24 protein-coding genes and 3 pseudogenes are annotated in these 23,538 nt (G+C 59.8%); 16 read left to right on the plus strand and 11 right to left on the minus strand.

Going from position 1 to position 23,538, the window contains the following annotated elements; translation table 11 throughout:
- Positions 1-55: 55 nt before the first annotated feature.
- The 4 genes and pseudogenes from AC0L27_RS20425 to AC0L27_RS20440 form a co-directional block, all read left to right on the plus strand.
- Positions 56-1,276: pseudogene (locus AC0L27_RS20425) on the plus strand (ComEC/Rec2 family competence protein); the annotation flags it as partial.
- Positions 1,277-1,796: 520 nt separating this feature from the next.
- A complete protein-coding gene (locus AC0L27_RS20430; protein WP_143273880.1) occupies positions 1,797-2,003 on the plus strand; it encodes a hypothetical protein in 207 nt (68 codons plus the stop codon).
- 231 nt (positions 2,004-2,234) lie between these two features.
- Positions 2,235-3,665, plus strand: coding sequence for a VOC family protein (locus tag AC0L27_RS20435; RefSeq protein ID WP_473320134.1), 1,431 nt, complete (start codon positions 2,235-2,237; stop codon positions 3,663-3,665).
- A 142-nt stretch (positions 3,666-3,807) separates the two neighbouring features.
- The gene (locus AC0L27_RS20440; protein WP_473320135.1) at positions 3,808-4,527 is read left to right on the plus strand and encodes a hypothetical protein; all 720 of its coding nucleotides are present in this window, start codon (positions 3,808-3,810) and stop codon (positions 4,525-4,527) included.
- Positions 4,528-4,653: 126 nt separating this feature from the next.
- Here the strand turns inward: AC0L27_RS20440 and AC0L27_RS20445 are convergent, their stop codons facing one another.
- Positions 4,654-5,040 carry a hypothetical protein gene (locus AC0L27_RS20445; protein WP_473320162.1) on the minus strand — a complete coding sequence of 129 codons (387 nt, stop codon included), beginning with the start codon at positions 5,038-5,040 and terminating at the stop codon, positions 4,654-4,656.
- A gap of 1,788 nt (positions 5,041-6,828) precedes the next feature.
- On the opposite strand from AC0L27_RS20445, the gene AC0L27_RS20450 reads away from it, so the two are divergent.
- The 5 genes and pseudogenes from AC0L27_RS20450 to AC0L27_RS20470 all read left to right on the plus strand — a co-directional run bounded on the left by AC0L27_RS20450 (position 6,829) and on the right by AC0L27_RS20470 (position 10,812).
- Positions 6,829-7,200, plus strand: a complete 372-nt coding sequence (locus AC0L27_RS20450) for a PilZ domain-containing protein (protein ID WP_354203506.1) — start codon at positions 6,829-6,831, stop codon at positions 7,198-7,200.
- A 731-nt stretch (positions 7,201-7,931) separates the two neighbouring features.
- Positions 7,932-8,333, plus strand: coding sequence for a hypothetical protein (locus tag AC0L27_RS20455; protein ID WP_354203504.1), 402 nt, complete (start codon positions 7,932-7,934; stop codon positions 8,331-8,333).
- A gap of 641 nt (positions 8,334-8,974) precedes the next feature.
- Complete coding sequence (gene ligD / locus AC0L27_RS20460; protein WP_473320137.1) at positions 8,975-9,853, plus strand: non-homologous end-joining DNA ligase; 879 nt, start codon at positions 8,975-8,977, stop codon at positions 9,851-9,853.
- A gap of 513 nt (positions 9,854-10,366) precedes the next feature.
- Positions 10,367-10,542 (plus strand): annotated as a pseudogene (locus AC0L27_RS20465) (DUF3606 domain-containing protein).
- An 18-nt stretch (positions 10,543-10,560) separates the two neighbouring features.
- Positions 10,561-10,812 carry a hypothetical protein gene (locus AC0L27_RS20470; protein WP_473320139.1) on the plus strand — a complete coding sequence of 84 codons (252 nt, stop codon included), beginning with the start codon at positions 10,561-10,563 and terminating at the stop codon, positions 10,810-10,812.
- Between the two features lie 159 nt (positions 10,813-10,971).
- Here AC0L27_RS20470 and AC0L27_RS20475 read toward each other — a convergent pair whose 3' ends face one another.
- On the minus strand, positions 10,972-12,756 hold the full coding sequence (locus AC0L27_RS20475; protein ID WP_473320141.1) for an adenylate/guanylate cyclase domain-containing protein: 1,785 nt from the start codon (positions 12,754-12,756) through the stop codon (positions 10,972-10,974).
- Between the two features lie 394 nt (positions 12,757-13,150).
- Here AC0L27_RS20475 and AC0L27_RS20480 point away from each other — a divergent pair, with 394 nt between their 5' ends.
- Together AC0L27_RS20480 and AC0L27_RS20485 are read left to right on the plus strand one after the other, a co-directional pair.
- The gene (locus AC0L27_RS20480; RefSeq protein ID WP_354203494.1) at positions 13,151-13,666 is read left to right on the plus strand and encodes a hypothetical protein; all 516 of its coding nucleotides are present in this window, start codon (positions 13,151-13,153) and stop codon (positions 13,664-13,666) included.
- Between the two features lie 425 nt (positions 13,667-14,091).
- A complete protein-coding gene (locus AC0L27_RS20485) occupies positions 14,092-15,072 on the plus strand; it encodes an ABC transporter substrate-binding protein (RefSeq protein ID WP_473320143.1) in 981 nt (326 codons plus the stop codon).
- A 173-nt stretch (positions 15,073-15,245) separates the two neighbouring features.
- On the opposite strand, the gene AC0L27_RS20490 is transcribed toward AC0L27_RS20485, so the two are convergent.
- The 3 genes from AC0L27_RS20490 to AC0L27_RS20500 all read right to left on the minus strand — a co-directional run bounded on the left by AC0L27_RS20490 (position 15,246) and on the right by AC0L27_RS20500 (position 17,654).
- Positions 15,246-15,704 (minus strand): MaoC family dehydratase, encoded by a 459-nt coding sequence (locus AC0L27_RS20490; RefSeq protein WP_473320145.1) that lies wholly within the window; start codon positions 15,702-15,704, stop codon positions 15,246-15,248.
- A 452-nt stretch (positions 15,705-16,156) separates the two neighbouring features.
- Complete coding sequence (locus AC0L27_RS20495) at positions 16,157-16,774, minus strand: LabA-like NYN domain-containing protein (protein WP_354259851.1); 618 nt, start codon at positions 16,772-16,774, stop codon at positions 16,157-16,159.
- Between the two features lie 544 nt (positions 16,775-17,318).
- A complete protein-coding gene (locus AC0L27_RS20500; protein WP_473320148.1) occupies positions 17,319-17,654 on the minus strand; it encodes a hypothetical protein in 336 nt (111 codons plus the stop codon).
- Positions 17,655-17,699: 45 nt separating this feature from the next.
- On the opposite strand from AC0L27_RS20500, the gene AC0L27_RS20505 reads away from it, so the two are divergent.
- Complete coding sequence (locus AC0L27_RS20505) at positions 17,700-17,861, plus strand: hypothetical protein (RefSeq protein ID WP_354203475.1); 162 nt, start codon at positions 17,700-17,702, stop codon at positions 17,859-17,861.
- A gap of 98 nt (positions 17,862-17,959) precedes the next feature.
- Positions 17,960-18,145, plus strand: a complete 186-nt coding sequence (locus AC0L27_RS20510; protein ID WP_473320150.1) for a hypothetical protein — start codon at positions 17,960-17,962, stop codon at positions 18,143-18,145.
- Between the two features lie 407 nt (positions 18,146-18,552).
- On the opposite strand, the gene AC0L27_RS20515 is transcribed toward AC0L27_RS20510, so the two are convergent.
- The 5 genes from AC0L27_RS20515 to AC0L27_RS20535 form a co-directional block, all read right to left on the minus strand.
- Complete coding sequence (locus AC0L27_RS20515; RefSeq protein WP_354259854.1) at positions 18,553-18,765, minus strand: hypothetical protein; 213 nt, start codon at positions 18,763-18,765, stop codon at positions 18,553-18,555.
- Positions 18,766-18,774: 9 nt separating this feature from the next.
- Positions 18,775-18,963, minus strand: coding sequence for a hypothetical protein (locus AC0L27_RS20520; protein ID WP_473320151.1), 189 nt, complete (start codon positions 18,961-18,963; stop codon positions 18,775-18,777).
- A 582-nt stretch (positions 18,964-19,545) separates the two neighbouring features.
- Positions 19,546-19,722 (minus strand): hypothetical protein, encoded by a 177-nt coding sequence (locus tag AC0L27_RS20525; protein WP_354203468.1) that lies wholly within the window; start codon positions 19,720-19,722, stop codon positions 19,546-19,548.
- 524 nt (positions 19,723-20,246) lie between these two features.
- Entirely contained in the window at positions 20,247-20,435 is a 189-nt protein-coding gene (locus AC0L27_RS20530) for a hypothetical protein (RefSeq protein WP_473320152.1), read from the minus strand.
- A gap of 581 nt (positions 20,436-21,016) precedes the next feature.
- The gene (locus tag AC0L27_RS20535; protein ID WP_354213821.1) at positions 21,017-21,316 is read right to left on the minus strand and encodes a hypothetical protein; all 300 of its coding nucleotides are present in this window, start codon (positions 21,314-21,316) and stop codon (positions 21,017-21,019) included.
- Between the two features lie 89 nt (positions 21,317-21,405).
- Between AC0L27_RS20535 and AC0L27_RS20540 the strand changes: the two are divergent.
- The 3 genes and pseudogenes from AC0L27_RS20540 to AC0L27_RS20550 form a co-directional block, all read left to right on the plus strand.
- Positions 21,406-21,633, plus strand: a pseudogene (locus tag AC0L27_RS20540) (type I restriction enzyme endonuclease domain-containing protein); the annotation flags it as partial.
- A gap of 351 nt (positions 21,634-21,984) precedes the next feature.
- On the plus strand, positions 21,985-22,173 hold the full coding sequence (locus AC0L27_RS20545) for a DUF5996 family protein (RefSeq protein WP_473320154.1): 189 nt from the start codon (positions 21,985-21,987) through the stop codon (positions 22,171-22,173).
- A gap of 751 nt (positions 22,174-22,924) precedes the next feature.
- Complete coding sequence (locus AC0L27_RS20550; protein ID WP_473320155.1) at positions 22,925-23,134, plus strand: hypothetical protein; 210 nt, start codon at positions 22,925-22,927, stop codon at positions 23,132-23,134.
- 196 nt (positions 23,135-23,330) lie between these two features.
- Here AC0L27_RS20550 and AC0L27_RS20555 read toward each other — a convergent pair.
- Positions 23,331-23,538 (minus strand): hypothetical protein (locus tag AC0L27_RS20555; protein ID WP_473320157.1); only part of this gene is annotated, 208 nt, incomplete at its 5' end.

Below are 23,538 nucleotides of genomic sequence, written 5' to 3' on the forward strand. Positions count from 1 at the left end.
CCGCCTGCACGTTCCGGTAGCTTCTGACTTCGTTGCGTATCATCGAGTGCAGGGAATGGCGGAGCCGGGCCGGCCGGTACGGTCGCAGGGGATCGCGGGGACGTGGCCCGCGGGCCGCGCCGCGTCCGCGGGCGGCCTCGCGCCTGCAGGCTTCGACTTCTTCTGGACATCGCTGGTTGAGACCTTGCGCGCGTGGCTACGCGCCGAGGCTGGCGCCGGGCGGCTGTTGCCGTGGGTGCCCGTCGCGTTTGGCTGCGGCATCGCGCTTTATTTCTCTGCTGATCACGAGCCGGTGCTGTGGGTCGTTGCAACGACCGCCATTGCGCTCCTGCTTGGCGCGGCTCTATTGCGGCGGAGCCGGCTGTTCGCCCCGGCCATCATGATCGCGGCGGTCGCGACCGGCTTTGCCGTCGCGACCTGGAAGACGGCGCGCATCGCCCACCCGGTGCTGGCTAAGACGCTCTATTCGGTGTCGTTGTCGGGCTTCGTCGAAGCCCGCGACATCCGCGAGCGCACCGATCGTTTCGTGCTGCGCGTCACCGCGATGGAGGCGCAGCGGAGCGACGTCAGGCTCGAGCGCGTGCGCCTGTCGGTCCGCAAGGGCACCGCGCCGGAGGTCGGCAGCTTCGTTCAGCTGAAGGCACGGCTGATGCCGCCGCTCGCGCCGGTACGGCCCGGCAGCTACGACTTTTCGCGAGACATGTTTTTCCAGGGCATTGGCGCCTCCGGCTTCGCGATGGGCGCCATCACGGTGGCGGCGCCGCCTGAGGCCGCCGGCTTGCGGCTGCGTTACGCGGCCTTCATGCAAGGCCTGCGCGATGCGATCGATGCCCGCATCCGGGCGACGCTCGACGGCGACAACCGGGCGATCGCGACCGCGCTGCTCACCGGGCGGCGCGATGCGATCACCTCGCCCGTCAACGACGCGATGTTCATCTCCGGCCTCGGCCACGTGCTTTCGATCTCCGGTTATCACATGGCCGTGGTTGCCGGTGTCGTGTTCTTCGCGGTGCGCGCGCTGCTCGCTCTGATCCCGGGACTGGCGGCCAGCTTCGCCATCAAGAAATGGTCGGCCGCCGCGGCGCTGGTCGCCGCTGCGTTCTACCTGCTGCTGTCTGGCGCGGAGGTCGCCACGCAAAGGTCGTTCTTCATGACGGCGGTGGTGCTGATCGCGGTGATGGTCGATCGCCGCGCCATCACCTTCCGCACGCTCGCGGTGGCTGCGCTGATCGTGCTGGCGGTCGCGCCGGAAGCGCTGGTGCATCCGAGCTTTCAGAGATTGAATGCGCCGATTGCGTAGGTCTTGTTTTGAACCGTGAAGTCGTTGAAATACTTTGTCCTTTTCGGCGTAGCCATTGGAGGCGCCGTGAACAAAAACCGCTCAGAACTGGGCAAAAGGCCGGGATTGACGACGTAGAGTCCCGGAAAAAGTCCCGGAATGGTTCGAGGCGTTCCGTATGCGTTCAGGGACGGCGCCAAGGCCCGGAAACGGCGTCCTATGCGCTCGCCGGCCCTCCCGCTATTCCGGATTGGAGCGCTCCCAGAGCCGGTCTTCGGGGGGCGGCGCGCGGGCTGGATTGCCAGGACCGGGCAAAATGGAGCGCCCGCCCTTTCGGCGCCGCCCTGCTTTCTCGGCGTCTCAGGCCATATTTGTTTTGTAAGGCAACTGCACGATCGGCCTACCCGAGAGCACCCGCAGCTTTGCCGCGCCGACCACCAAATATCTGCACCGTCGCTTTTAGCGAGCGGCTCAAAAACTCGCACTATTCCTTACCAGACCAACAACGGAGGCTTTCATGGGTAATCGCGCCAAGCGTCGTGCGTGGGCATGTCGCGTCATGTCGGACCCGCGGCTCACAGATATGCACCGACAGCTCGCCTTGACGGCGGCCGAGATGGACCGCAGAGGATTCATCATGTGCGAGCTGGACGGCGAACTGTTTTTCGAGCCGAAACCGCAATACGCGGCAGCGAATACTGCTGCTGGCGTTGTCTATCTCTAGCTCTTTTATCAGGAGACCTTTGAGTGAGGATTACTAATGTGCGTCCCGGTTGGGATGCCAAGCATGTTGCAAAAATAGATATAGAGCTTGCCCCAGGAGTCCGAGCCGTAGACATCTCGGTTACTCGCAAGCCTGACGGCTCAATGCGCGTGTTTGGCGCTGGCGTCCGCTTTGACAGAGCCGTTGCTGATGACATTGCGCGCGCCGCGATAGCGGCTGGGGGGCGTGGCCATGGCCGACAGTAAAGCTCATAAGCCCGGCGGCCTTCTAGACCAATACAATCTGCTGGGCGCCATCATCGATGCGTCGTGGGCAACGCGCCTCGACCACAAGGTGGCCCGCCACATCATCGACCGCTATTACCCAAAGCATGGCAATGGCCGTGCCAGCCTGCGCTACCTGGAGCGGGCGACGGGAGCGAGTCGCCCCAACGTCATCGCATCGGTTCGCCGCCTCGCTGAGCAAGGTGCCATCGTTTTGGTTCGGCAAGGTCAGGGGACTCGCCCTTCCGAATTTTCCTTGAACTTCGAATTTCCCTCTAGCGGTATTGCTGACGATACCACTAGCACCAATGAGCCTAGTGGTTCCGTTAGCGATACCACTGGGGGTATTGCCCACGATACCTCTAGCGCCTCTAGCGGTATTGCTGACGATACCGAATCCTATCTACTGAATCCGGCCTACAAGGCCGAGATACAGAAAGATAGAGATGACACGCGCCCGCCTACGGCGCCCCCGCACGGGGCTGGCCTTGCGGCCACCCCGGCTGGGGGGACGGCGGTGGAAGAGTTGGCGAGCTCCCAAGCCAAGCCAACCTTTGAGCTATGCTACCGCACGTATGACTGCCTCCAGGGCAAGAGGGAAGCCAAGGCGGCATGGGATGTGCTCCCGGCCGAGGTAGACCGCGCCGCCGTGATTAGGGTCGCTGCGGCATGGCAAGCCTCATGGGCCGCGCAAGGCAAGCCAGATGCGCCGCGCAAGCACCTGGCCACCTGGTTGCGCGAGGAGCGTTACGATGAGGACCCGCCGAGGGGATTCAAGAAGGTTGAGCGCGCCAAGGCAACCAAGCCCAAAGCAGCCAAACCCGCCCGCCTCGGACTCGGTATAAACATCAAGCGATACACAATCACAGCCTATAAAAACGAGGGCAGCCCGTTTGCAGACTATTGGGAGACTTTCACCTTTCGGCGCCACGATGACGGGTTTGAATTCACGCAACGCATGCACGTTTTGAAAGTGGACGCGGACCTCGATGAGGCGCCGGACTTTTACCGCAAGGTGGAGCTTATCAAAGGAGCATTCGGCAAGGGCAACCCTGCAGGCGAATGGGTCGGCCGCGTCCTCGGCATCAACGAGGCCGAAGAGGACGGCTTGGGCTTTCACTACTTGCCGGAGGAAAACCCGCCGCTGCCTGAGCCCGAGCCACAACCAGCGCTAACCGGGTTAGATACCAACCCCGTTTCACCACCCGCCGAGCCTGCCGACTATGGCACTAAGGAATGGGAGCGGCGCTATACGGCCCGGCAAGAGCGCGCCGCGGGCATGAGGGAATGGGACAAGGCGCATCCTGAGCTATTCGAGGATAAGCCCGCAGCCAATGACGCCTGGCCGGCCTGGATGGACGCTGAATATGAATATGAGGAGGACGACGAGGCGGCCTGACCGGACAGGGGGCCTGATTTCCTTCGCGCCTGTTTTCTCGGGTAAGCGCTTGATCACGTTGGCCATGGGGCCGATTTCCTAAAAGTGTGCAGTCACAGGCCACACCAAGACCGCTAAAGCGGCAAAAAAAACGAAACCCATCATGGGTGCACTTCACGTGAAAAATGCAAACGACAACGGCCCGATACAGGCCGACGACTTCACTGACGTTGCCGCGCGCCGCGCCTGGTTGGAATCCGCACCCGCATCACACGCGCCGCATCGCGGGCAGCCGCCTTGCATCACGTGGTGCAAGCGACAGGGTGATGAGGCCACATTCGCAGGCCTCAGGCTATGGCGCGACCTGAACGCGCCTCCCCGTACTGCCGCCAACGACAATGAGGTGCCAGATGAGGAAGGGGAGAGCGGCGAGCAGCCTGTACTTGCGAACATGGACCGCGAGATGGTGGACGTCAGCGCGAAGCAACTGATTTGGGCGGTCGAAAACAAACGGGCGCGCTGGATTGGCAACAAGCTCGTTAAGATCTGGGACGGGCACGCCTGGGTTAGTCCCGAAGAACGGTTCGGCGAGGTGCGGCATCGGGTAAGCGACAAGGCCGACACCGAGATCTGGGACGCGGAGCTACCCGACGCGCAGGCTGAGTTGGCGCGATCCGTGGATGTGGAGCGCTTGCGCAAGCAGCTGGGCCATAAGGTGTGCACTGTGCTGGATATGGCCGCCGCCGATAGCACCTTGGCCGAGATCGGCGAATATCTCGGCTTTTCGGGCCAATATGCGGCAAGGATGGCGGGTAAGGAGGTGCGGGCGGCGGTAGCTGCGCTGAACGTGGCCATAAGCGGCGATGAGCAGGCTGCGGCTTAACATGCGTACTCAATAGCGTCCGCTTTGCCGTTAGGACGCCAAACCCGACAGGATGCGTGTCGGGTTTGGTGCCAAGTGTCAGATGGCCATTTTGGGGGCGCCTAATTTAGCCTCAGAGCGGACGACCTATTGGCAGAGATGCTGGAGACCGTCAGCACCCTTGAAATTGGTGCCGGGCCTGCAGGTGATGCCGTTGCGGGTAGCATACGAACTCCAGTTGCCGTACCAGCCGTTCTGGCCGTACCCCATCCCGCCGCCGTACCCCATCCCGCCGGACATGGCGTAGGAGTTGCCCCAACCGCCGACGGTAGCGGCCGCCGCCACCGGATGATGGCGATACGCCGTTCGCCGGTATCGATAGACGGGGGTAGTCCCGGTTCCAAGACCCGTGCAGTTGGCGAATTCAGCTTGGCATTCGTCCGGATTGGAGAGAGCCGTCTGAGCCAGTGCAGCAGAGCTGGACAGCGCGGATGCCGCAATAATGACCGCGCCAAGAACTTTCAGATTTATCATGGCTTGCTCCTTGCGATGGACCGTGGCGCACAATGCCAGGTCTGGCTTCGTCATGCGGGGGGATCGAGCGCGCCTTCTGGTACGGGTGCCTTGACGTAGATCAAGGAAGGCGCGGGCGAGCCTGTCCATTGTGTTGATCACTGGGCCGGTCTTCTCCAACAGCCCAGTGTTCAACAAGGCCCGGCCGTGGACTCGATCTCCGGCCGGGCTTTGTTTTGTCATGAACACCAAGACACCATTTCGACCTGAGCGCCGTGAGACGGAAATCACGGGCCGGGCGGTCCTTTGATCCATCTCAACGGCCGCGTTTGGGTCTCCGCGAGGGTTGGCCATGAACGGCCTGACGAGCCAAGCCCGGGTAAAGAAGCGCAAAGCCCAAGCCTTCGCGCGCGGAGGAGGGTCGACGCATCATCGAGGAATATGCGGACAGCCTGCGCGAGATCATCGGGAAGCTCCGTCGGCGCCTCAATGGAGGCACTGCCGGCTGAGAAGGTGACGACCAAGGTGCGGGGCTTCGGTTTCTATCAGGCGGTGCCGATATACATGATGCCGCGTGGCCTTGGTCAACCGTCGAGGAGTTTGCCTCAAGGCACCTGAGTCCGGCATGGGTCACGAGCGGCCTTTCGGTATCTCCGGCTGCTTACATCGGGTTGAGCACCGGGAACGGGCGTCATCGGCGCTGCGGGAGGTCAGAGATGGGCAACAGTGGAAGTGATGGCAATTCCGAACCGGTTCTTTAAACGGAACGAGTGCTCAGAAGATCAACGCTCTGTGTACAGGTGAACGGCTTTCCGGCTTCTATTGTTGAAGAAGAATTTAATGGAACGGGTGCGGGTGTGTCTTATCTGTTCGACCAAGCGACACAATGTGCGGATCGACTATGAAACTTACGACAATCGGAATAGCAATACTCCTCGCTGTCCCAAGTGACTTTGCCCTTGCAGAAGGCACATTGAACTACAACCTTTCCACTGTTCGCCCTCCTGTTAGAGGCGTCACGATCCTGGCCCCTGGACGATCAGGCCTTAGAACATTACCTCCAGGAAGCTCACCAGCTTATGTCACTCCAGGTGGTGTGCGGATCTATCGCGACGACTCCGTTCCGGGTGGTCTGCGGACCGACCACGACGACCCTCCTTCCTACAATGATCCATCCAAGTTTGGCGGCGGCTGATCTGCGACATACAGCAGCGCGATCGGCTCGCCGCAAAAGCACATAGTGACCCGACGCTCGACTACATGACCGCAAAAAGAGAGGAGACGCTACTACGTCTTCGACCAGCGCAAAGGACCGCTCCGGGTCAAATGCGAAGAACTCAACGCGAGCAAATCTGGTCCGCCATGCCTAGGTAAGAGGACCTCGTGAATGATTGGTCGAGGGCTGCAGCGAAGGCGTCGATCAAGCGAACCGGATTGTCATCTACAAGCCGGTCATCTAGCCATTCCGGCAACTAAGTAAATTGCCCACGATGACCCTCTTGATCGAACCGAGTCATGCCAGCCCCCCACCGATTCAGCGCGCTAGTGAGGGGCGTCGCGACTCCGCAGAATGGCCAATAGCTGCCAAAAGTGCTTCTCAATTCATCCGCCCGGGCAGCCTCGATCTGCGCGTTTCCGTGCATCGCGCGATTTTTTGAATCGTCCGTTCTTCGCTTTGATAGAAGAATTAGAGTCAACTCTAATTAGACAGGAGAACTGCTTGTTTCGCGGAGTGCACGAAATAACTTGTTTGACGAGGTTCGGCGGGACCGGCAACTGAAGCAAAGAAGTTTGTGCGGAGTTCTCGCCATGATTGAAAGTTCAATGGAGCGTCGCGCTCTGCCGCGCGAGATCGTTAATGTGCCGGCCTTGCTTTCCTTCGATGGAATTATTGGGGTGCATCCGTGTGTGGTGCGCGACATCAATGCCTTTGGCGCTTGCCTTTCCGCGCCCTATTACATATTCGCCAGCGAGTTTGATCTGTTGTTCCGCGGGCTTCACAAGAAGCTTGCCTGTCGAGTGGTATGGAGGCGGGCAACCATTTCGGGCGTGGTGTTCGTTGTGCGCCGCCGCGCAACAAAGCCGGTGGGTGCAAGCGTCATTCAGCTTAATCCGTGCAATGCGCTCGCGCCTGTGAGACCCGTTCGCGACGTATGCGTCCTCCCCTTTGATGTGCATTGACCTAATGGTCTAGCATCGAATGGGGAAGAGGCTCGTGAGAACCGAGATGACGGTTGTCGCGGGCGCACCGGCTTGCACGCCAAGTGCTTCATGATAGCTGGCGACACGTTTTGATCGCGTTGGCCATGGGGCCGACTTGCAAGAGAGGGGTAGGGGCGGCTCAACGCTCTTGGACGATCCAGCTTAACTTCCGGCCGTACAGTGTCGCGCGTTATGCCGCAAGTATTCAGGTTATTTTCCAGGCCGCGTAGACGGCCAACAGCAGCACGCCACGGACACAATGACATCCGCAAACGATAACGGCCCCATTCAGGCCGACGACTTCACCGACCCTTGGCGTCCGCCGTGCTGGTTGGCAAACACCATGCCTGACCTCCCCATCGTCCTGGTGCAGCTGCGCGCGGCTGATGTGTAGATGACGGCCCTGGAAGCCTCGCCAGAACGCTGGCGCGCTCGCGGAGGAAGGTTTAACCTTCCTGAACCCCATGTTCGAAATTCCCGCCCGCGGGGCGTCTCGTGTTTACAGCCAATACCGCGCTGCGGCGCGTCGTCCTGGATCAAGCCTTTGAAAGCGTTCCGCGACGCGAGATCGCCGCGCGCCCACATGCGTACCTGACGATCTCAATAGAGGCCACGGATGCGAGATACGCGCAGAGGCGCTGGGGCAGGCTGGACGTGACCGCCTGCCGCAAGCGCCTACCACGCGGCGCGGTGCCAGGCGGGGGGACCGCGTGAATTTTCAGATCACTGTCCTGAAGATCCTGGTGAGCTACCCCGACGGCTTTGCCGTAATGGAGGATCTCAAGCGCGATATGGCGATCCTGGCAACCAGCGGCCCGGATTGGGCCGACCGGACCAAGCGGCTAGCCGCGCGCGTGCCTGGCTTGGACATCTTCTCGCAAGGTCTCGTTGTGCGCGAAAGTGGCGGTTGGAAGATCACCAGCGAGGGGCGGGCCGTGTTGGAGCTCATGGAGGCGCGCCGCGTCACCGACGAACCACTCAACACCGCTCCTGCCGAGAACGCCGCTGTGCAGGTGCCGCCGCTGCGGCTCTCGGCCGATCGGGGCAAGCGCAGGAGCGAGCGCCGTCAGCGCCGCCGTGCGGCTCGTGAGCAGGCTCGAAATGCGTCTTGAGCTATGATGCGTTTTCGAGCTCGGCCCCATCTCCTCGATCGGCCGAAGAGAAAGCCGCCGGTGTTGCTCCGGGGGCTCGGGATAGTCGCGGACTGTTGAATGCCTTCCCAGCCCCAAGCGTACCGCCGTTACCTTGTTTGCGGCCATGCCACCCCGCTCTACCGAGCGCGTTTCGATTCGGCCATCCGGGTGCCGAGTTGTGCACGGGATCCTTACAGAGTAAGGCGCGCAACGAGGTGGACGGGAGCAGAATCCACGCGGTTCGGAACACCGCGGCCCACACCTCAGCGGTGGTAGTCAATGCCTCCAGGGCAACTGGGTTTGTCGAGAATATTATCGAGAAAGTGATATTGAAATTACCGATCGAGCCTTAGGTGTTCCTCCTGAAGAACGCGCTATCAGTCGCGTTCTCTAGCCGTTCGACGGCCTTCTCGTTGACGTTGAAAATACAACCTGGAATCGCGATTGCGGTTGTATGAGCGAACGCCCGGGAACGCCGCTTCGGCTTCGCGGTTGGAGAGTCGTGAATAAGGTAGGTAAACTGCCCCGTCGTCGGCTCCCCAACACCGGCGGCGGGCTTTTTGTGAGTTGCGTTAGTGGTAAAGCGTACCCGAGCACCGGCCAAGAAGCCGCGAGCTTCCATGCCGGGCTTTATCAACCCCCAGCTTGCGACCCTGAAGATGAAAGCTCCTTCGGGCGCTCACTGGATTCACGAAGTCAAATACGACGGCTACCGCATCCAGTTCCACATCGACGGCGACGACCGAAAGGCCTTCACGCGCAACGGCCATAACTGGGTCAACCGGTTCTCGGTCATCGCCGGCGCCTTCGACATCGAAGGGCAAGCCATTGTGGATGGTGAGGTGGTCGTCATCCACGAAGAGCGCACCAACTTCTCCGAACTCCAGGCGGACCTCGGCAGAGGCGACCAGGACCGCCTCGTTTTCTTCGCCTTCGATCTCCTGTGGCTGGACGGCGTAGACCTCCGCAAGCATGCGCAGCTTGCCCGCAAGGAGCTGCTGAAGCAGCTCATAGAAGACAACGGGCTGGAAGCACCGATCTTCTACAGCGAGCACCATGAAGGTGACGGTCAGGGGTTGTTCGAGGCGGCCAGCAAGCTGAACTACGAGGGCATCGTCTCCAAGCGGGTTGATGCGCCGTACCGGTCGGAGCGGGTCGAGGCCTGGCAGAAGATCAAGACGGTGCAGCGCGACAAATTCCCCGTCGTTGGTTTCGTCAAGGACCCGTCCGGCGTCGCCGCGCTCTACCTCGGCAAGCAGGAAGGGAAAGAGCTGCGCTACATGGGGAAGGTCGGGACGGGCTGGAGCCGGATCAAATCGGCGGAGATCCGCAAGGCGCTTGATACGGTTGTCAGCCCGAAGCAAAAGCTCACGAAGCGCATCAAGAAGCCGAAGGCCACCTGGGTCGAGCCGAAGTTCTACGCCGAGATCGAATACCGGGACATCACCTCTGAAGGCCTGCTGCGGGCCAGTTCGTTCAAAGGCCTGTCCAAGAAATAACTCATGTACATTTGACGCCTCAGCACGCGGGCGAGTGATACCTCGGCGTGAGCGATGAAGATGCGGTGGCCTTGACGCGCCAACGATCCAAGCAGACGGGCTCTTTTGAAGCCTCTCACCATTGCTCGCCAATGGCAGCCCACTACCGGGACGAGAGCAGGGCTCTTGCTCAAGCGCACCTATAACGCAGATTAAGCGATCAGTGCGGAGGCGCCAGCTTCATGCGCAGCGGTAGGAACGGGGCGAAGCAGGTCAAGTTTTTTCAAGCATATGCAACCTCCCCAGACTAGGCCTCCGCCCTTCATTTTGGGAACACAGACTTCTTACGGGCGTTTTCCTTGCCAGTGAGTGGAGTACCGGCATGCGCGGATCGCGTAACCCGAGCGGTAAAAGAAGCCCAGGCCATCCTGGCTCGCTATGTCGAGCCTGGACCGAGGGACAGCGAAAAGACGATCAATGACCTGCTGACCGTTCTTGACGATGAGCGGCTTGTCCAGGCGATGGCGGAGGAACATGAGCGACAGTCTCACCAAACGGGACCAGCGCGACCGTAGCAAGATCAACATGCACGAAGAGTTCGAGGTCAAGTATTGGATCAAGGCGCTTGGCGTCTCCAGGGACGAGCTGCAGAAGGCCGTCAACAGGTAGACAATTCGGCCGCCGCCGTTCGCAAACAACTGGCGGTGTAACCGAGGCGCGCGGTATGCTTGCGATCTTTGCAGCAAGGCCCGCGCGCTTTTTTTCATGCCATGATCAATCCCAATTGTCCCATCTGCTTCGGCATCGGCTTTGTCTGCGAGAACCACCCGGACCGGGCCTGGAGCGAAGAGCTTGGCTGCCAGTGTGGTGCCGGTGATCCGTGTGCCTGCAACAGGTCGCCGGACATAGATGCGGGAATCGAAGAGCCGGATGCCAGCCAGATCATCGAAGGCGCAGGCGTGAAGAAGCGGCGTCATTGACGAGCCGCTTCATCGGCCCACATTTTGATTCTGTGAAGCGAGCTGCGGACAACGAAAACGTCGCCCGCAGACCCGATTTGCTCACGCTGAGTTCTTGGCGTTTTGACCCGAGGCGGACAAACTGGAACAGCGTCGTCCGCGAGACCATTTGCCCTTGCTTCAAGTCAACTTGTCTTCTGGAAGTCCAGCCAAGCTTAACCCCTCATAGATCCGCTCGCGCTGAGCCAGAAAGGTCGGGTTTTCACTGCGCCGTTCATTGCGAAATCTGGCGATGGTAAAATTCGGGTCAAGCCGGAGGCCGGCATTCCGCGCCTCCCGTGCCTCCGCGGCACGGCCGTTGAGCGCCAATGACGTCGCGAGGAAGAAATAAGGCATGGCAACGTTTGGATTCATTCCGACAGAGTTGCGCAGCCGATCCATGGCCGAGTCCAGCCGACCGAGGAACAGGTCGGCGATACCGAGCAGGGCGTACCAGCGATCTAGCCCGGGGTCGCGCGGGCTTAGCCGGATCGCATTTGTGAGGTCGGCTTCTGCTTCTTCAGCACGACCCAGCAGTACTTTCAAAAAGCCTGCATCAGCATGGGCCCAAGCCAGATTAGGATCCATGGCAATAGCGAACTCAAGTTCGCGCAGCGCGGGTTTCGTCGCGCCCGAGACATGCAGGAGATTGGCGTGAACGAAATGGGCCAAGGCATTCCCTGGAGCAAGCCTCAGTGCCTCGCTGATGGCCATCTCGGCGATGCGCAGCTGTTCGTTCCGATTGGTCGAGGCGAAGGTGCGAAGCTCGTTGCCGTGATAAAAGGCGAGACCGACCAACGCCTCGACGTTGCTGTGGTCCAACCGGAGCGCCGCATCGAACAGATCACACGCCGCGCGGTCGCGGCGTAGCGACAGGGGTTGGTTGAGGATTGCCCATCCGCGCATGGTTAGGTCCACGGCGTCCATATTGTTCGGTCGTTCGCGCTCCGCGCGACGGCCCTCTGCCGCGACGAGCTCGATACCAACGGTCCGGGCGAGCCGCGTGGTGATCTCGTCTTGCATGTCGAAGATGTCGGCGCGCGGCTTGTCGAAACGCTCGGCCCACAGGTGAGCACCGGTTCCCGTGTCAATAAGCTGAGCATTGACTCGAATGCGGTCGCCGCCGCCTTGAACGCTGCCTTCCATCACGTAACGCACCCCGAGTTCGCGCCCGATCACGCGCGCGTCCGCCGGCTTGTTTTTTAAGGTGAAGGCTGTGTTGCGTGCGATGACGAAGGCGCCAGGAATGCGCGACAGGTCAGTTGTCAGGCTTTCGGTCACGCTATCGACAAAATAGTCCTCCTCGCTCCTGCCGCCGAGATTGACGAATGGCAGGACAACGATGGAAAGCCGCGGTGTGACAGGGTGCGGCGCCGCCGCCGCCGCCGCCGCAGTTCGTGGTGATAGCGAATAGACCCGTACCGGCTCGGCAAGGTTCTTCAGGTCCTGCTCACCTAGATCTTGCGCGACCATATCAATTTTGCCACGCACTTGGTGATAGGCCGCACCAGACAGGCAAATGCCACCAGGCTCAGCAATCCCCTCTAACCTTGCCGCTACATTGACGCCATCGCCCATAAGGTCGCCATCGTCTTCCACGACCACGTCTCCGAGATTGATGCCGATGCGAAAGTCGATGCGCTTATCCTGTGCGAGGCCAGAATTGCTCTCGATCATGGCCCCTTGCATCTCGATCGCCGAACGAACTGCATCCACAACCGAGGCGAACTCGGCCAGCAGGCCATCTCCAGTCGTTTTGACTATGCGCCCGCGATGGGTTGCGATCACAGGATCGATCAGGTTCTTGCGTAGGGCCCGGAGGCGCTCGAGCGTGCCTTCCTCGTCAGCTCCCACTAGCCGACTATAGCCGACTGCATCGGCCGCTAGGATCGTCGTCAGCCGTCGACTTGGCCGCTCTATCGCCAAATCTCCCTCCTGGCTCGGTCGGACCCAGTCTACGCATTTAGCTCTAGGTGCCAAGGGATTCGGTGATGAGGGGCGCGGTTCGGTATGTCGACTTCTGGTCCCTTAACGAGGCATGCATTGATTGCCCGCTTATGGCCCTAAGCCGAAGAGCGCCTCAGACACCGTGATGTCCGCCGTCGTTGGTAAACCGGTCGCGTAGCTGAAGTTGCCTCGAAGGCAGCTTCTCGCCCAAACAGCCAAGTGGATCAGCTCTACTGACGCACCCTCGCTTGCTGAGCTTCGCCTGCGACACTGTGTTACTGTTTGCAGATCTGCAACTCTTGCTGGAGTCTTCCTCGGGGCGTAGCCTGCTCGCTCGCATTAGTTCTCTGCGCCATCACAAAGGGAGGGAACGATGGCTTTTAATCGTGTACTCATCGCATTGTTTTCGGTCGTTGCCATTCTGACCAGTTTTAGCGCTGTTGCACAGGGCGTGCCGCCGGAAGGCTCGGTCTCGGTCATATTCACCGCCACGCCTATTCCAGCGCCCAAGCCAATGTCGATCGGCAGCGGCAGAGAGTTTGTTTTTGTGAACCAAGCGATGGCAGCCTCGAACGAGGCCGGAAACCCTGTACTCAACAACATGGGTGGACGTTGTCAGTTGAGCCGCCTTACGGATTCGTCCGCAAAGACCGCGGAGATTCACGGGTTCTGTACTTACATCGACAAGGACGGCGATCAAGTGTTCGAACAGTGTGACTGGATGCCGGGATCTCCCAACAATTGCAATATCACTGGTGGAACGGGGAAATTTGAAGGTCTCCAGGCTGCGCTCGTCGTCACCATCGACCCGCTCAAGAGTAACTTCGATGGCATCAGCCAGGTCATTGGTCACAAGAAGGGAACGTACAAGTTCACCAAGACGAACTGAGCCAACCAAGTGCCAACAGCTACGTACTTGAAACGATGCCAGTGATATCGCCCGGCACTGGCGCAGTGACGTGATCGTCGGCGGCTGAGACAATGCTGATGAGGCGACGAGTTTTCGTTGCGGCCAAGGCAAGTGCCGCCGTTGCATGGCCGTCGGTAGGATGGCCACAACAGCGGCAAACTTGGCGAATTGGGTACCTAGTGCCCGGCTTCATAGTTGGCCCCGACCTCAAGCTGCTTGAAGTATTCAAACAAGAGTTGAACACACTCGCGATGTGAGCCGAACAGCGTCGTGACAGATGCCGGCGCCAGCCCAAAGCCGACGTGAGGATGTTTGTGGTCGAGGTCAGAAAGTGACCCGCACCGATTGTTGAGACGTGGTATCATGTGTTTGGTCGTTGTCTTCAGGCTTCTGCGAGGATCGCAATGAAGCGACGAGAGTTCATTGCGGGAACTGCGGCGCTGCTCATTTCGCCACGTTCTTCGCAGGGGCGGGGTAAGCGTCGTCGGCTCGGCTTTCTCGCCATAGGCGACGGAAGCGGCAAGGCCCTTAATCAAGCCGAGGTTGCGTTCATTGATGCGCTGCGAAGCCTAGGTTGGATACAGGGAAAAAACCTCACTATAGAGTATCGGTTTTCTCAACCCGCAGATCGACTGACAGACTCCGTCGGCGAGCTGATGGCCCTCGGCCCCGACATCCTGATCGCTCCAGGACCGCAAGCAGCAATAGCGCTCAAATCCGCGACCGGCACGATTCCCATCGTATTCGTGGGTGTCGCTGATCCCGTGCACCTCGGCCTCATACAAAGCCTTTCGCGACCAGGTGGCAACATGACAGGCGTGACGACCAACGTCCCCGACGACTTCTTCGCAAAACGTCTAGAAATTCTTCGAGAACTTGTTCCCGGCGCATCTAAAATCGCAGTTTTGATCAATCCAGACAATCCACTGCAAAGGCTGTACTTCGCGGAAGAGATCCCCCGCATAGCCCGGCACCTCGGCGTGGCTCTGCCTCTCGTTCCGGCGACCAAGCCGGAAGAACTCGACATTGCCTTTGCCTCGGCCGCCGCCCAACACGCCGATGCGATCATTGATTTCGGCGATGCGCTCACTTATGCGCAGGCGCAGCGAATTATCGCGCTCGCGGCTAAGTATCGCCTGCCAGCAAACTACTTGTTCCGGCATTATGCCGATGGGGGATTATCGGTATACGGGGCCGATACCGCCGATCTATTCCGTCATGCGGGCGACTATGTAGACAAAATCCTCAGGGGCGCCAAACCTGTGGACCTCCCGGTACAAAGGCCAACGAAGTTCATCCTTATAATCAACGTGAAGACGGCCAGAGCGCTGGGTCTCACCGTGCCGACCTCGTTGCTGATACGGGCCGACGAAGTGATCGAATAAGGCTCCGCTGCGCTGCATGGGCGCATACCCGAAGTCGCTTGGAGCGTGTCATGTCGGTTGGCAGAGGCAAACCGGACGCCGATCCAGCTTGCAACCTAGCGCCGCTTTTGACCCGCAGCGGGCTCGAATCCCTTATGGTACGCGACGCGTCCACCGAACGTGGGGCTGAGTGTTTAGCCGTTCGCGATGCGTCGGCGCGAGACGAGCACGTTATTGATGCATTGCAGCACCGTTTCACGCTTTTGATTGCGCAGATGCATCTGATTTCTGACAATACCTCTGTCGGGTTTCGATTTCGACTCGCGCTTCTCTAGGATGGCTACTTCGAGATTGAGTTCGTCTCCCGGGCGCACGGGGACGGGCAGCCTGAGTTCATCCCAACCGAGCCCAGCAATGATACGAAGCGCGTATGGCTGCGTCTTGCTCAACAAGGAAATAAGTATCGCGAAGGTGTGGGCGCCCGAGGCTGTCAGACCCGCGAAGACAGATCGTGCGGCAGCGTCCTGGTCTGTGTGGAAGGGCTGGGGATCATACTTTCTGGCAAACTCAACGATCTCCTCGCTGGAGACGAGGTAGGGGCCGGCCGTACGCAGCTGGCCGATCTCGGCCTCGTCGAAGTAGAGACTGGCCATAAATGTGCTCCCAACGTTATCCCGGGGGCTGGCTGTGATGTGTGGATCTGTTCGAAAGCGCGATGGTCGCGGCCGTCCCGCGACTCGGAGGCAAAATCTCGCTTTCGAATGGCAATTGGGACGCCGCGGCTGATCGTACAGAAATGGAAAACCTGCGCGGCAGTCACGCCGGCGGGCCTGTTTTCGATTCGGCAGCCCGGTAGTTGCCCGGAGATGTAAACGCCGATCGATGGATTTACCATCCTCACCTTTGGGCGGTCCGGCAATGGCGCGCGGCGGTGACAAGGAAAAGGCGCCAACCCTCATCTGCAGCAGATGTCAGCGGCCAATGGAGTTTCTCGCGTTGCTGCCGGCAATTGCAAACCTACCCGCTGCTTACGCCTACAGATGCATGCTCTGCGTGAGAGTCGATACTATCGTTTTAGGTTGAGGGAAAGCGCCGCCTTCAGGGTCTAGTCGTGTGGGTCGTTTCCCTTCGGTTCCTGCAAGAATTTTGGCATGTGTCCACGCGCTTCACGATCGCGCGGGGCGGGGCGTTCGGACGGGTCGCGACCGAGCTTGGACTGCAGCTCGACGAGGTCGGTGAAGACGTCGGCTTGGCGGCGCAGCTCGTCGGCGATCATCGGCGGTTGGCTCGCGATCGTGGAAATCACGGTGACCCGCACGCCGCGGCGCTGAACGGCCTCGACCAGGGACCGGAAGTCGCCGTCGCCCGAGAACAGCACCATCTGGTCGATGTGCTCGGCGAGCTCCATCGCGTTCACGGCGAGCTCGATGTCCATGTTGCCCTTGACCTTGCGGCGGCCGGAGGCGTCGATGAACTCCTTGGTCGCCTTGGTGACCACGGTGTAGCCGTTGTAGTCGAGCCAGTCGATCAGCGGGCGGATCGAGGAGTACTCCTGATCCTCGATGATCGCGGTGTAGTAGAACGCCCGAAGCAGCGTCCCGCGGCTCTGAAACTCCTTCAGCAGGCGCTTGTAATCGATGTCGAAGCCCAGAGTTTTCGCTGTCGCGTAGAGATTGGCTCCATCGATGAAGAGCGCGATCTTGTCAGTCAGGATTGGTGACATTCAGTTCACGCTTTCCGTGAAACAGCGCAGAGTGAGCTGGAAATATTGGCGGACCGCGACACGTGATATGTCGGTCGTTTTCTATAGATCGCCAACGAAGATCTCAGACTACAGACGGATGCTTTAAGCTTCAACTATTTTCGACGGGCTCAGAACTCTGACATTAGCCGAAAGTTGGTCTGTTGGTTCTGTAAAGTCTCCTGTCTAATTTCAAGCGTTGTTTCAGGGTGCTCGCGCCATGACCGTTGGCGATTTTGCTCTCTTTAATCTTTGGATTCATCGGCGCGGCCGCGGCTGGCGGTGGTCTGTTTCAGGTCCGCGCGGAAACGTTCTGTTAGTCGGGAGCGAGAGAAGCCGGCCCGCAGCGCAATACATGGCTGCTCGGGCCATCTTCCAGTTGCTGCTGACCGCTCCTTATCTCGATCGAAGCAGATCCAAAGTTGCGTCGGCGCCTTATAATCTACCTGAATGCGAGGAGGGATTTTCAGGGGCTAGTCGACTCGGAGTTGGGCCGCGGAGGCCCTAGGCTGGCCCTCTTTGAACATCACGCGGCGCCCTTCAGCGGCAGCGCGAGCTGGACGTCGCAGCGTCTGGTGGCATTGGTGGCGATGAAGGCCTGCAGGGCCGCCGATTTATCATCATCGGTGTCGACCGCGCGCCGGGCCAGCCCATCGGCGACGTCGGATGTGGCGTCGCGCGACCATCCCTCGATCGCGTTGAAGCACACGATCCGGACCGGATGGACGTACTGGCCGGAGAGGAGCCCTTGCAGCACGGTCTCGAGGTCGATCTCCGCTTCGTCCGTCTCGCGCCATGGGCAGCCGGCGCTCGCGCCGAAGTCTTCGACGACAATGTTCCTTTCCGGGACTAACGGCAGCATACTTAGCGCATTTTAGCGTTCCGTTTTTCCGATGAGGTGTTTGCCATGTCCCAAGCAGTTGAAGATTTGCAGATGCTCCGCCTGATCACAGCCTTCCAGAAGATCGCAGACAAGGACGCGCGACGCCTTGTCCTGATGTTCGTCGAGGAGCAGCTTGAGAAGCAGCAGGCGCAGTCGCGTCAAAAGCTCGGGCGGATCGAGCACTAAGGCGCGATGGCCCGGCCGTCGGTACGCCACCGGTGCCACGGCCGTCGGCGGCCCTTGGATCTCGCGGGATTGCTGATCTGGTCGTAGCCGATCTGGCCTTGCAGATCCTCCCATGCGGTTCGGAAGCGGGCGTTGGCCTCGGCGAGGCTGCGGACGCCGCCGCGGTGCTGGCCGCGCTAGGCACGTTCGGCAGGAAGATCGACCACGACCAACCGTCGATGCCGCCGACGCCGACCTCGCCGAAGATCCGCCCGATCGAAAGCTCGGCCCAGATCACCTCGTAATCGTCGGGTGCGGTTTCGCCGCCGATCACGGTGCGGCGCGGGTGAGGTCGTCGGTCACGGCGGGGTTATTGCGCGTGCACGCCGAGAACAAACACCGTCGAAAGGTGCGCAGCATACTTGGTATCAGCTGTTCACTTCCTGAGTGTTGCTGTCGCGCTACAGCCAACACCCGAGCGTGCGGTGCTGATTAGCCTTGGGATTTGGGGAATGATCGGCTGCGCCGCATTGAAGCTGCTCGCGCTACGAGGCTAGCAGTCGTCACCACTGAATCAAACCGCCGTCATCCTGGGATGACGGCGGCCTGCCAATGGTCCTAATAAAAGGTGGGGCGGCCACCCAATACGCGAGCCGGTAGCGGCATGATCCTTATCCAGATCCGGGACCTGCACAAGCCTGATTGGCTCGCCTCAGGCCGCCCGTTCAAGGCATTCCGCGTCCAGATCTGCGATGACATCCTCGAACGCGGAGATGGTCTGCTGTATTGCTGCAATCTTCTGCAGTTCGTCGTCCCTGATCGGGCCGATGCGGCTCTGCAGCGCCACGACCATTTCGCGGCGTCGCTCTTTGAGTTGAACAAGGGGCAGGCCATGGTCGGATAGACATCTCATGAGTGCCTCCACGTAATGCTCCTAGGAAGCCAACCAAAAGGCTACTTTCAAGGTAAGCGCGCCTAGCATGTAGAGCCATCCCGCCATCGCCAGCATGATGCTGAGGAAAAAGCTCACTCCCAAAATCCACTCGGGGAGGTGCCAATTGCCCGCGATCGGCAACTGCGTGGGGACAACGGTGTTCTCGTTCGACTGATCGGCTGAAATCATGGAGCGTCCCGCAATACTTGGAACGATGGGAATGGCCGCAGCCTCGCAGTCCTCTCCGGTTCCAGCATTTTCATACTTGAATCCGTCCACTCCATCAGGGCGCCGGTCGCGCCCTTCAGGAAGTCCGTCGCATAGAAGCGGCGCGCGCCGGTTACGAGTGTCAGGATCGATTTTCGCGAGACTTCGGATTTTTTGGCTTCGATTGTAGTGACGGTGCACCGCAGGGGCGTCGCTCCGCTTCTATAATCCGCGCTCGAAGTTCTTCCAATTCTGAGAGCCGAGAATTGAGTTCGCTCAACCGTTGGGCAAAAAGGAGACCGCGAGAGTTCTTCATCAATGCCTCCAACACAAAGCCAGAGAAAACGCTTGGCAAAAAAGCTGCCGCACCCGCACTGGGCGGTGAAACGAAAGAGCGTATCGGATCCCAGCCCGGCTTTCTGTGCACTTTTGTGAGATTGCCCACATTTTCCGCTGCATTCGAACTTCGGCCCTACTGTAGGGGGCCCAGTCCACTCCCTCACAAGGAGCGCTCATCGATGCATCAGGCGCGTTTGCCAGTGACAGATCGCGAGACGGCTCGTGTCAGAGCGGCGGGACAAGCTTCTTCCGGTTGAGGGCTAATCTTAGTCTCTCCCTCAGCAGACGGATTTCGCCATATTGCTTTTCGATCTCTGGATCGATGCGCAGCCTTTCTAATTGCTGCTCGTACAGTTTCGACAATGCAGCAATATGCGAACTTTGGATGGGCGGGACACGCATGATGACCCTTCAAAAAAATGCGAGAAAAAGCTGATCTCAAAAAATTGGCCGAAGCGCAAATTAGAAAGAAATTGGGGGGTGCCCTTGCTGACAATGCGGGCTCGCTGGCAAAGTTCGGCCGTTGCGGCTTTATGACGCGTTCGGGATGTCCCCCGACCTTCAGGAGTTCAGCTTGCGGCGTACCTTCCTGATCAGTTCGCGGAGGTCCGCGGCATACGCGCGCGCCCCCACAGCTTGAATGGGAAAATAGGGAATGCCGGAATTCGAAATCAACGTCAGCTTTCGCAGACCGGGGAAGACTGAGACGAGGCCACATCAAGGCACGTCACGACCGTGACAGAGGCAAGTGACGGCATCGAAGCGGTGAAGGCCGTGCTTGAGGAACTCCCGTTCGATCCGCTTCGGAACGGCTGCACTTCATTCACGTCGGTGACCCAGTCGAGGACAACCCAGATCCGTAATGTCAGGCTTGGCCGGCGGCGGATTCGCTCATGCATTCCACCAGGAATGTCGGCTCGCTCCCTTCAGGCGAAGGGGTACAACGCGCCGAGGCGGTCCAGCGGCATCGCACGTTCGGCTGCGTTCAGGAGGCGCTTGCTTATGATGTGGCTGAGTTGCCAGTCCGGGCGATCAAACTGATCTCCCGCCCAAAGTTGGGGGCAGGCATTCCCCGATCGGTCGAGTACCCAAACAAAATAATAGTCGTCTTCCATGGCTCGAGCATTTTGAACCAAACCCACATGGTCCGTCCACTCCCTCAAAGGAGGGGACGGGAGTGCTCAGTACTGCGCTGGCGTACTTCCGAGATCGCGCGCTTCAAAGCCTCGAGGCGGGCTGCGATGCCGCTCAGGCGCGCCGCGTGTTGACGCGCTGCTCGCTGCTTCAGCGCGGTCCATGACCGTCGGATAAGAAGGATCGAGCGCTAACCTTGCATCAACGCCTCTCCTGAGGTCTGCGGTTATCCGGACAGCAAAAGGACCCCAGCTTCAGGGCGGGGAAGCTGGGGCTGTTGAGCTGCTCTGGCGAAGCAGCCGCCCCCTTGGGAAGGGGCGCGGGAAAACTTGGCAATCGGGATATCGTTCCTAGCCGCACAAAATGAGCGCCAGATCCGGGGGGCACGGGGAATAGCTGCGATACCGCTGCAGTGCTCAGGCGACCTGCAAGTGCGAGCTGGGATTAAGGTAACGCAAGGCTACCGGCCGCGTCCTTCGCGCCCACCGGCCGGAGCTTCCTCGCATTGTCGTTGGCTAGCCGAAGTGTCTCTCTGGGAATGAGGACTTCCTCGTATTGCTCCTCAATGTGCGATCTGATGCCAGGCGCGGATCCGGCGGTGAGGAGTTCGACGCGTGCAGCAATAGTCGTGCTCTTGATTGACATGTGAAGCTCCCCAGAACGCCCGCTGGAAGGCAGCTGATGCTTCGCCGGATCGCGCCTGTGGGAAATAACCTACGCTAATTTTTTGCCATTTTGCCTGTTCCGCGAACACGGATGGGCAGTTTCTTCCTTTTGGCAGGATGCCGATGGGCATGGGGTCGTCAACTCCCAATCGTTCAACGAGGTGCTGCGGTGAACTGATCCAGCTTGCCAAGGACATTCGACTGCTCGTGCCCACGGCATGGAGAGGGGCCTCTCCGCCGAGGAGATCGCCTTCTATGACGCGCTGGCCGAGAACAAGAGCGGCGGCAAGTCATGTGCGAGCCGGCGCTGCGGGTGATTGCACACGAACTGGTGGCGGGCATCAGGAAGAACGTCACTGTCGATTGGATGCACCGAGAGGCGGCCCGCGCTCGCATTCGAGTGTTGGTGAAGTGGCTGTTGCGCAAATATGGCTATCCGCCCAATTTGCAGGACGCGGCGGTGCAGAAGGTTTCGCAGCAGGCTGAGGCGCTTTCGGCAGACTGGGCAGCGTAGGGGGGAGGCTGCTGGCGCATGGATTCCAGTCTCAGTGATTGAGTCGCAACCACGGGGCACAAGAGCGGCAATGGGCTACTCTTCGCGATGATCATCAGAGGATCACCGCTCCGCCGAACCTCATTACAATGGCTCATAATTTTGTGCGCCTCGACGAAAGCTACGGTTGGAAACCACGGTCGTCACGCTTCTTTCGCGCGCAAACATCTACGACTTGGTCTGAGCAGGGCCCCGCAAGCATGCAGTCACGAAGTCTCGTCGGCAGGTTTTTGGCCGGGCGGCGGCACGGATTGCGGCCCTTTTCCTCCTACTTCTTTCCTGCAGAATTTGCGGACGCTAAGGTGATGCCGGATGGGCGTACTTCGACCCGAAGCTCTGGGAATTTCTTCTGCCTTACGAATCGTGAGACAATCGGTTCACCCAGAGGTAGCGCTGACGGCCTTCCTGGAGAGCACGTATCTCGCTGCAGCCGACCTCGGTCATTGGGATCGTATGGCCCTCGATTGTCCCACCGGCGTACCCGCCGACCGGGACCATTGAGCCAAGTGGCCCAACGGCGCGCCGACGAGGTGCTTGAACAGATGGCCGCCATGTCGTTCCGCCCCAGCGGTAAGTGTCCGCAAGGCTCGTCGAGGTCTGTTTGAGGGGATATAGCGGACTAGATTTGCTCGCGTCGAGTTCTTCGCATTTTGACCCATAAGAGACATGCAGCGAGCCGCTGTTGCCATCACCTCGTCGGCATAGGCAAACGGCCTTGCTTACTCCGGCAGCCCAGCTTTCCGGAGGCCATCTATAAAATGTTTCCCCCAAATAAGAAAAGGCGGACTCCAAGACTGCAGCCGGACACCAGCATTTCGAGCTTGGAAATCAGACATGGTCCGGAAGGTAGCTTTGTCGTTCGCCAAATACCTCTGCAGAGTTGCGTGCGCCTCGTTCTCTCGACCGGCGAGCGCAAGCAGTACAGACCGCACCAATCCCGCGGCGAGCAATTCGGGGGCAGAAGCTTCAGCCCGTTCAATCCATACAAGCGCCTCTTCATAGTCCTGTAACTGGCCGAATGCGATGGCTTCGGCGAGATACAATACTGGCCATGCGGCGGGGGTGCGTGGACTGAGCTGGATCGCCTTGTCGGCATAGGCAATGGCCTTTTCTGACTCAGCAATACCCGGCTGTCCGGCATCTCTGACGTGTCAGGGGCGCGGCCGAGGTGGAAGTATAATGGTGCGCCAGCAGCGCCGGCGATCACTACGACTGCGGCGCCAGTCGCCATGAGGCGCGTGCTCCACCTGTCGTGACGCTCGGCCGCCGGCGCATTGCGCGGCTGTCGCGTTGGTTTGTGTGGCCGCATCGCCTCGTCAAGAGCGACTTGGAAAACCCGCACCGGCCGTGCGATGTTCTTCAGCTGCCGTTCGCCTTTATCCTCAAAAATGACGTCGAGCTTGCCCCGAACTTGTCGCTGCGCATCATCGGAGAGACGTTGAACAATGCCAGATCAATTTGACCCTCAACCTGGAGCTTCGTCCGGATTGACCAAACGTGCTTCGGCCGGAGTGGCGGGAGGGAGCGAAAAATTAATCCAGATCAAAGCTGTCTGCCGCCGGACCTCTGGTGTGACGCCATGAGTGATAAGCCGTCGGACAAGCCAGAAAGGGCAACCCCGCGAGAGCGACGAGGCCCCGAGGGCGCATCATTGAAGATTATGCCGCAGACCTCTGCGAATTGATCAGGAAAACAAACGACAGTAATGTTGGCTGTTTATTTCCGGCGACGCCGCATCGCAGTTCGCGGTATCGTTTCCGTTCCGTTTTCCAACAGCGGATTTGATTGTCATGCACCACATCCAGAGTACGCATATTGCCGCGATTCTCAAACTGACCGCCCAGCAGCTTGAAGCACTTCGCATCC

This window comes from Bradyrhizobium sp. Ken51 (genome assembly GCF_055807435.1).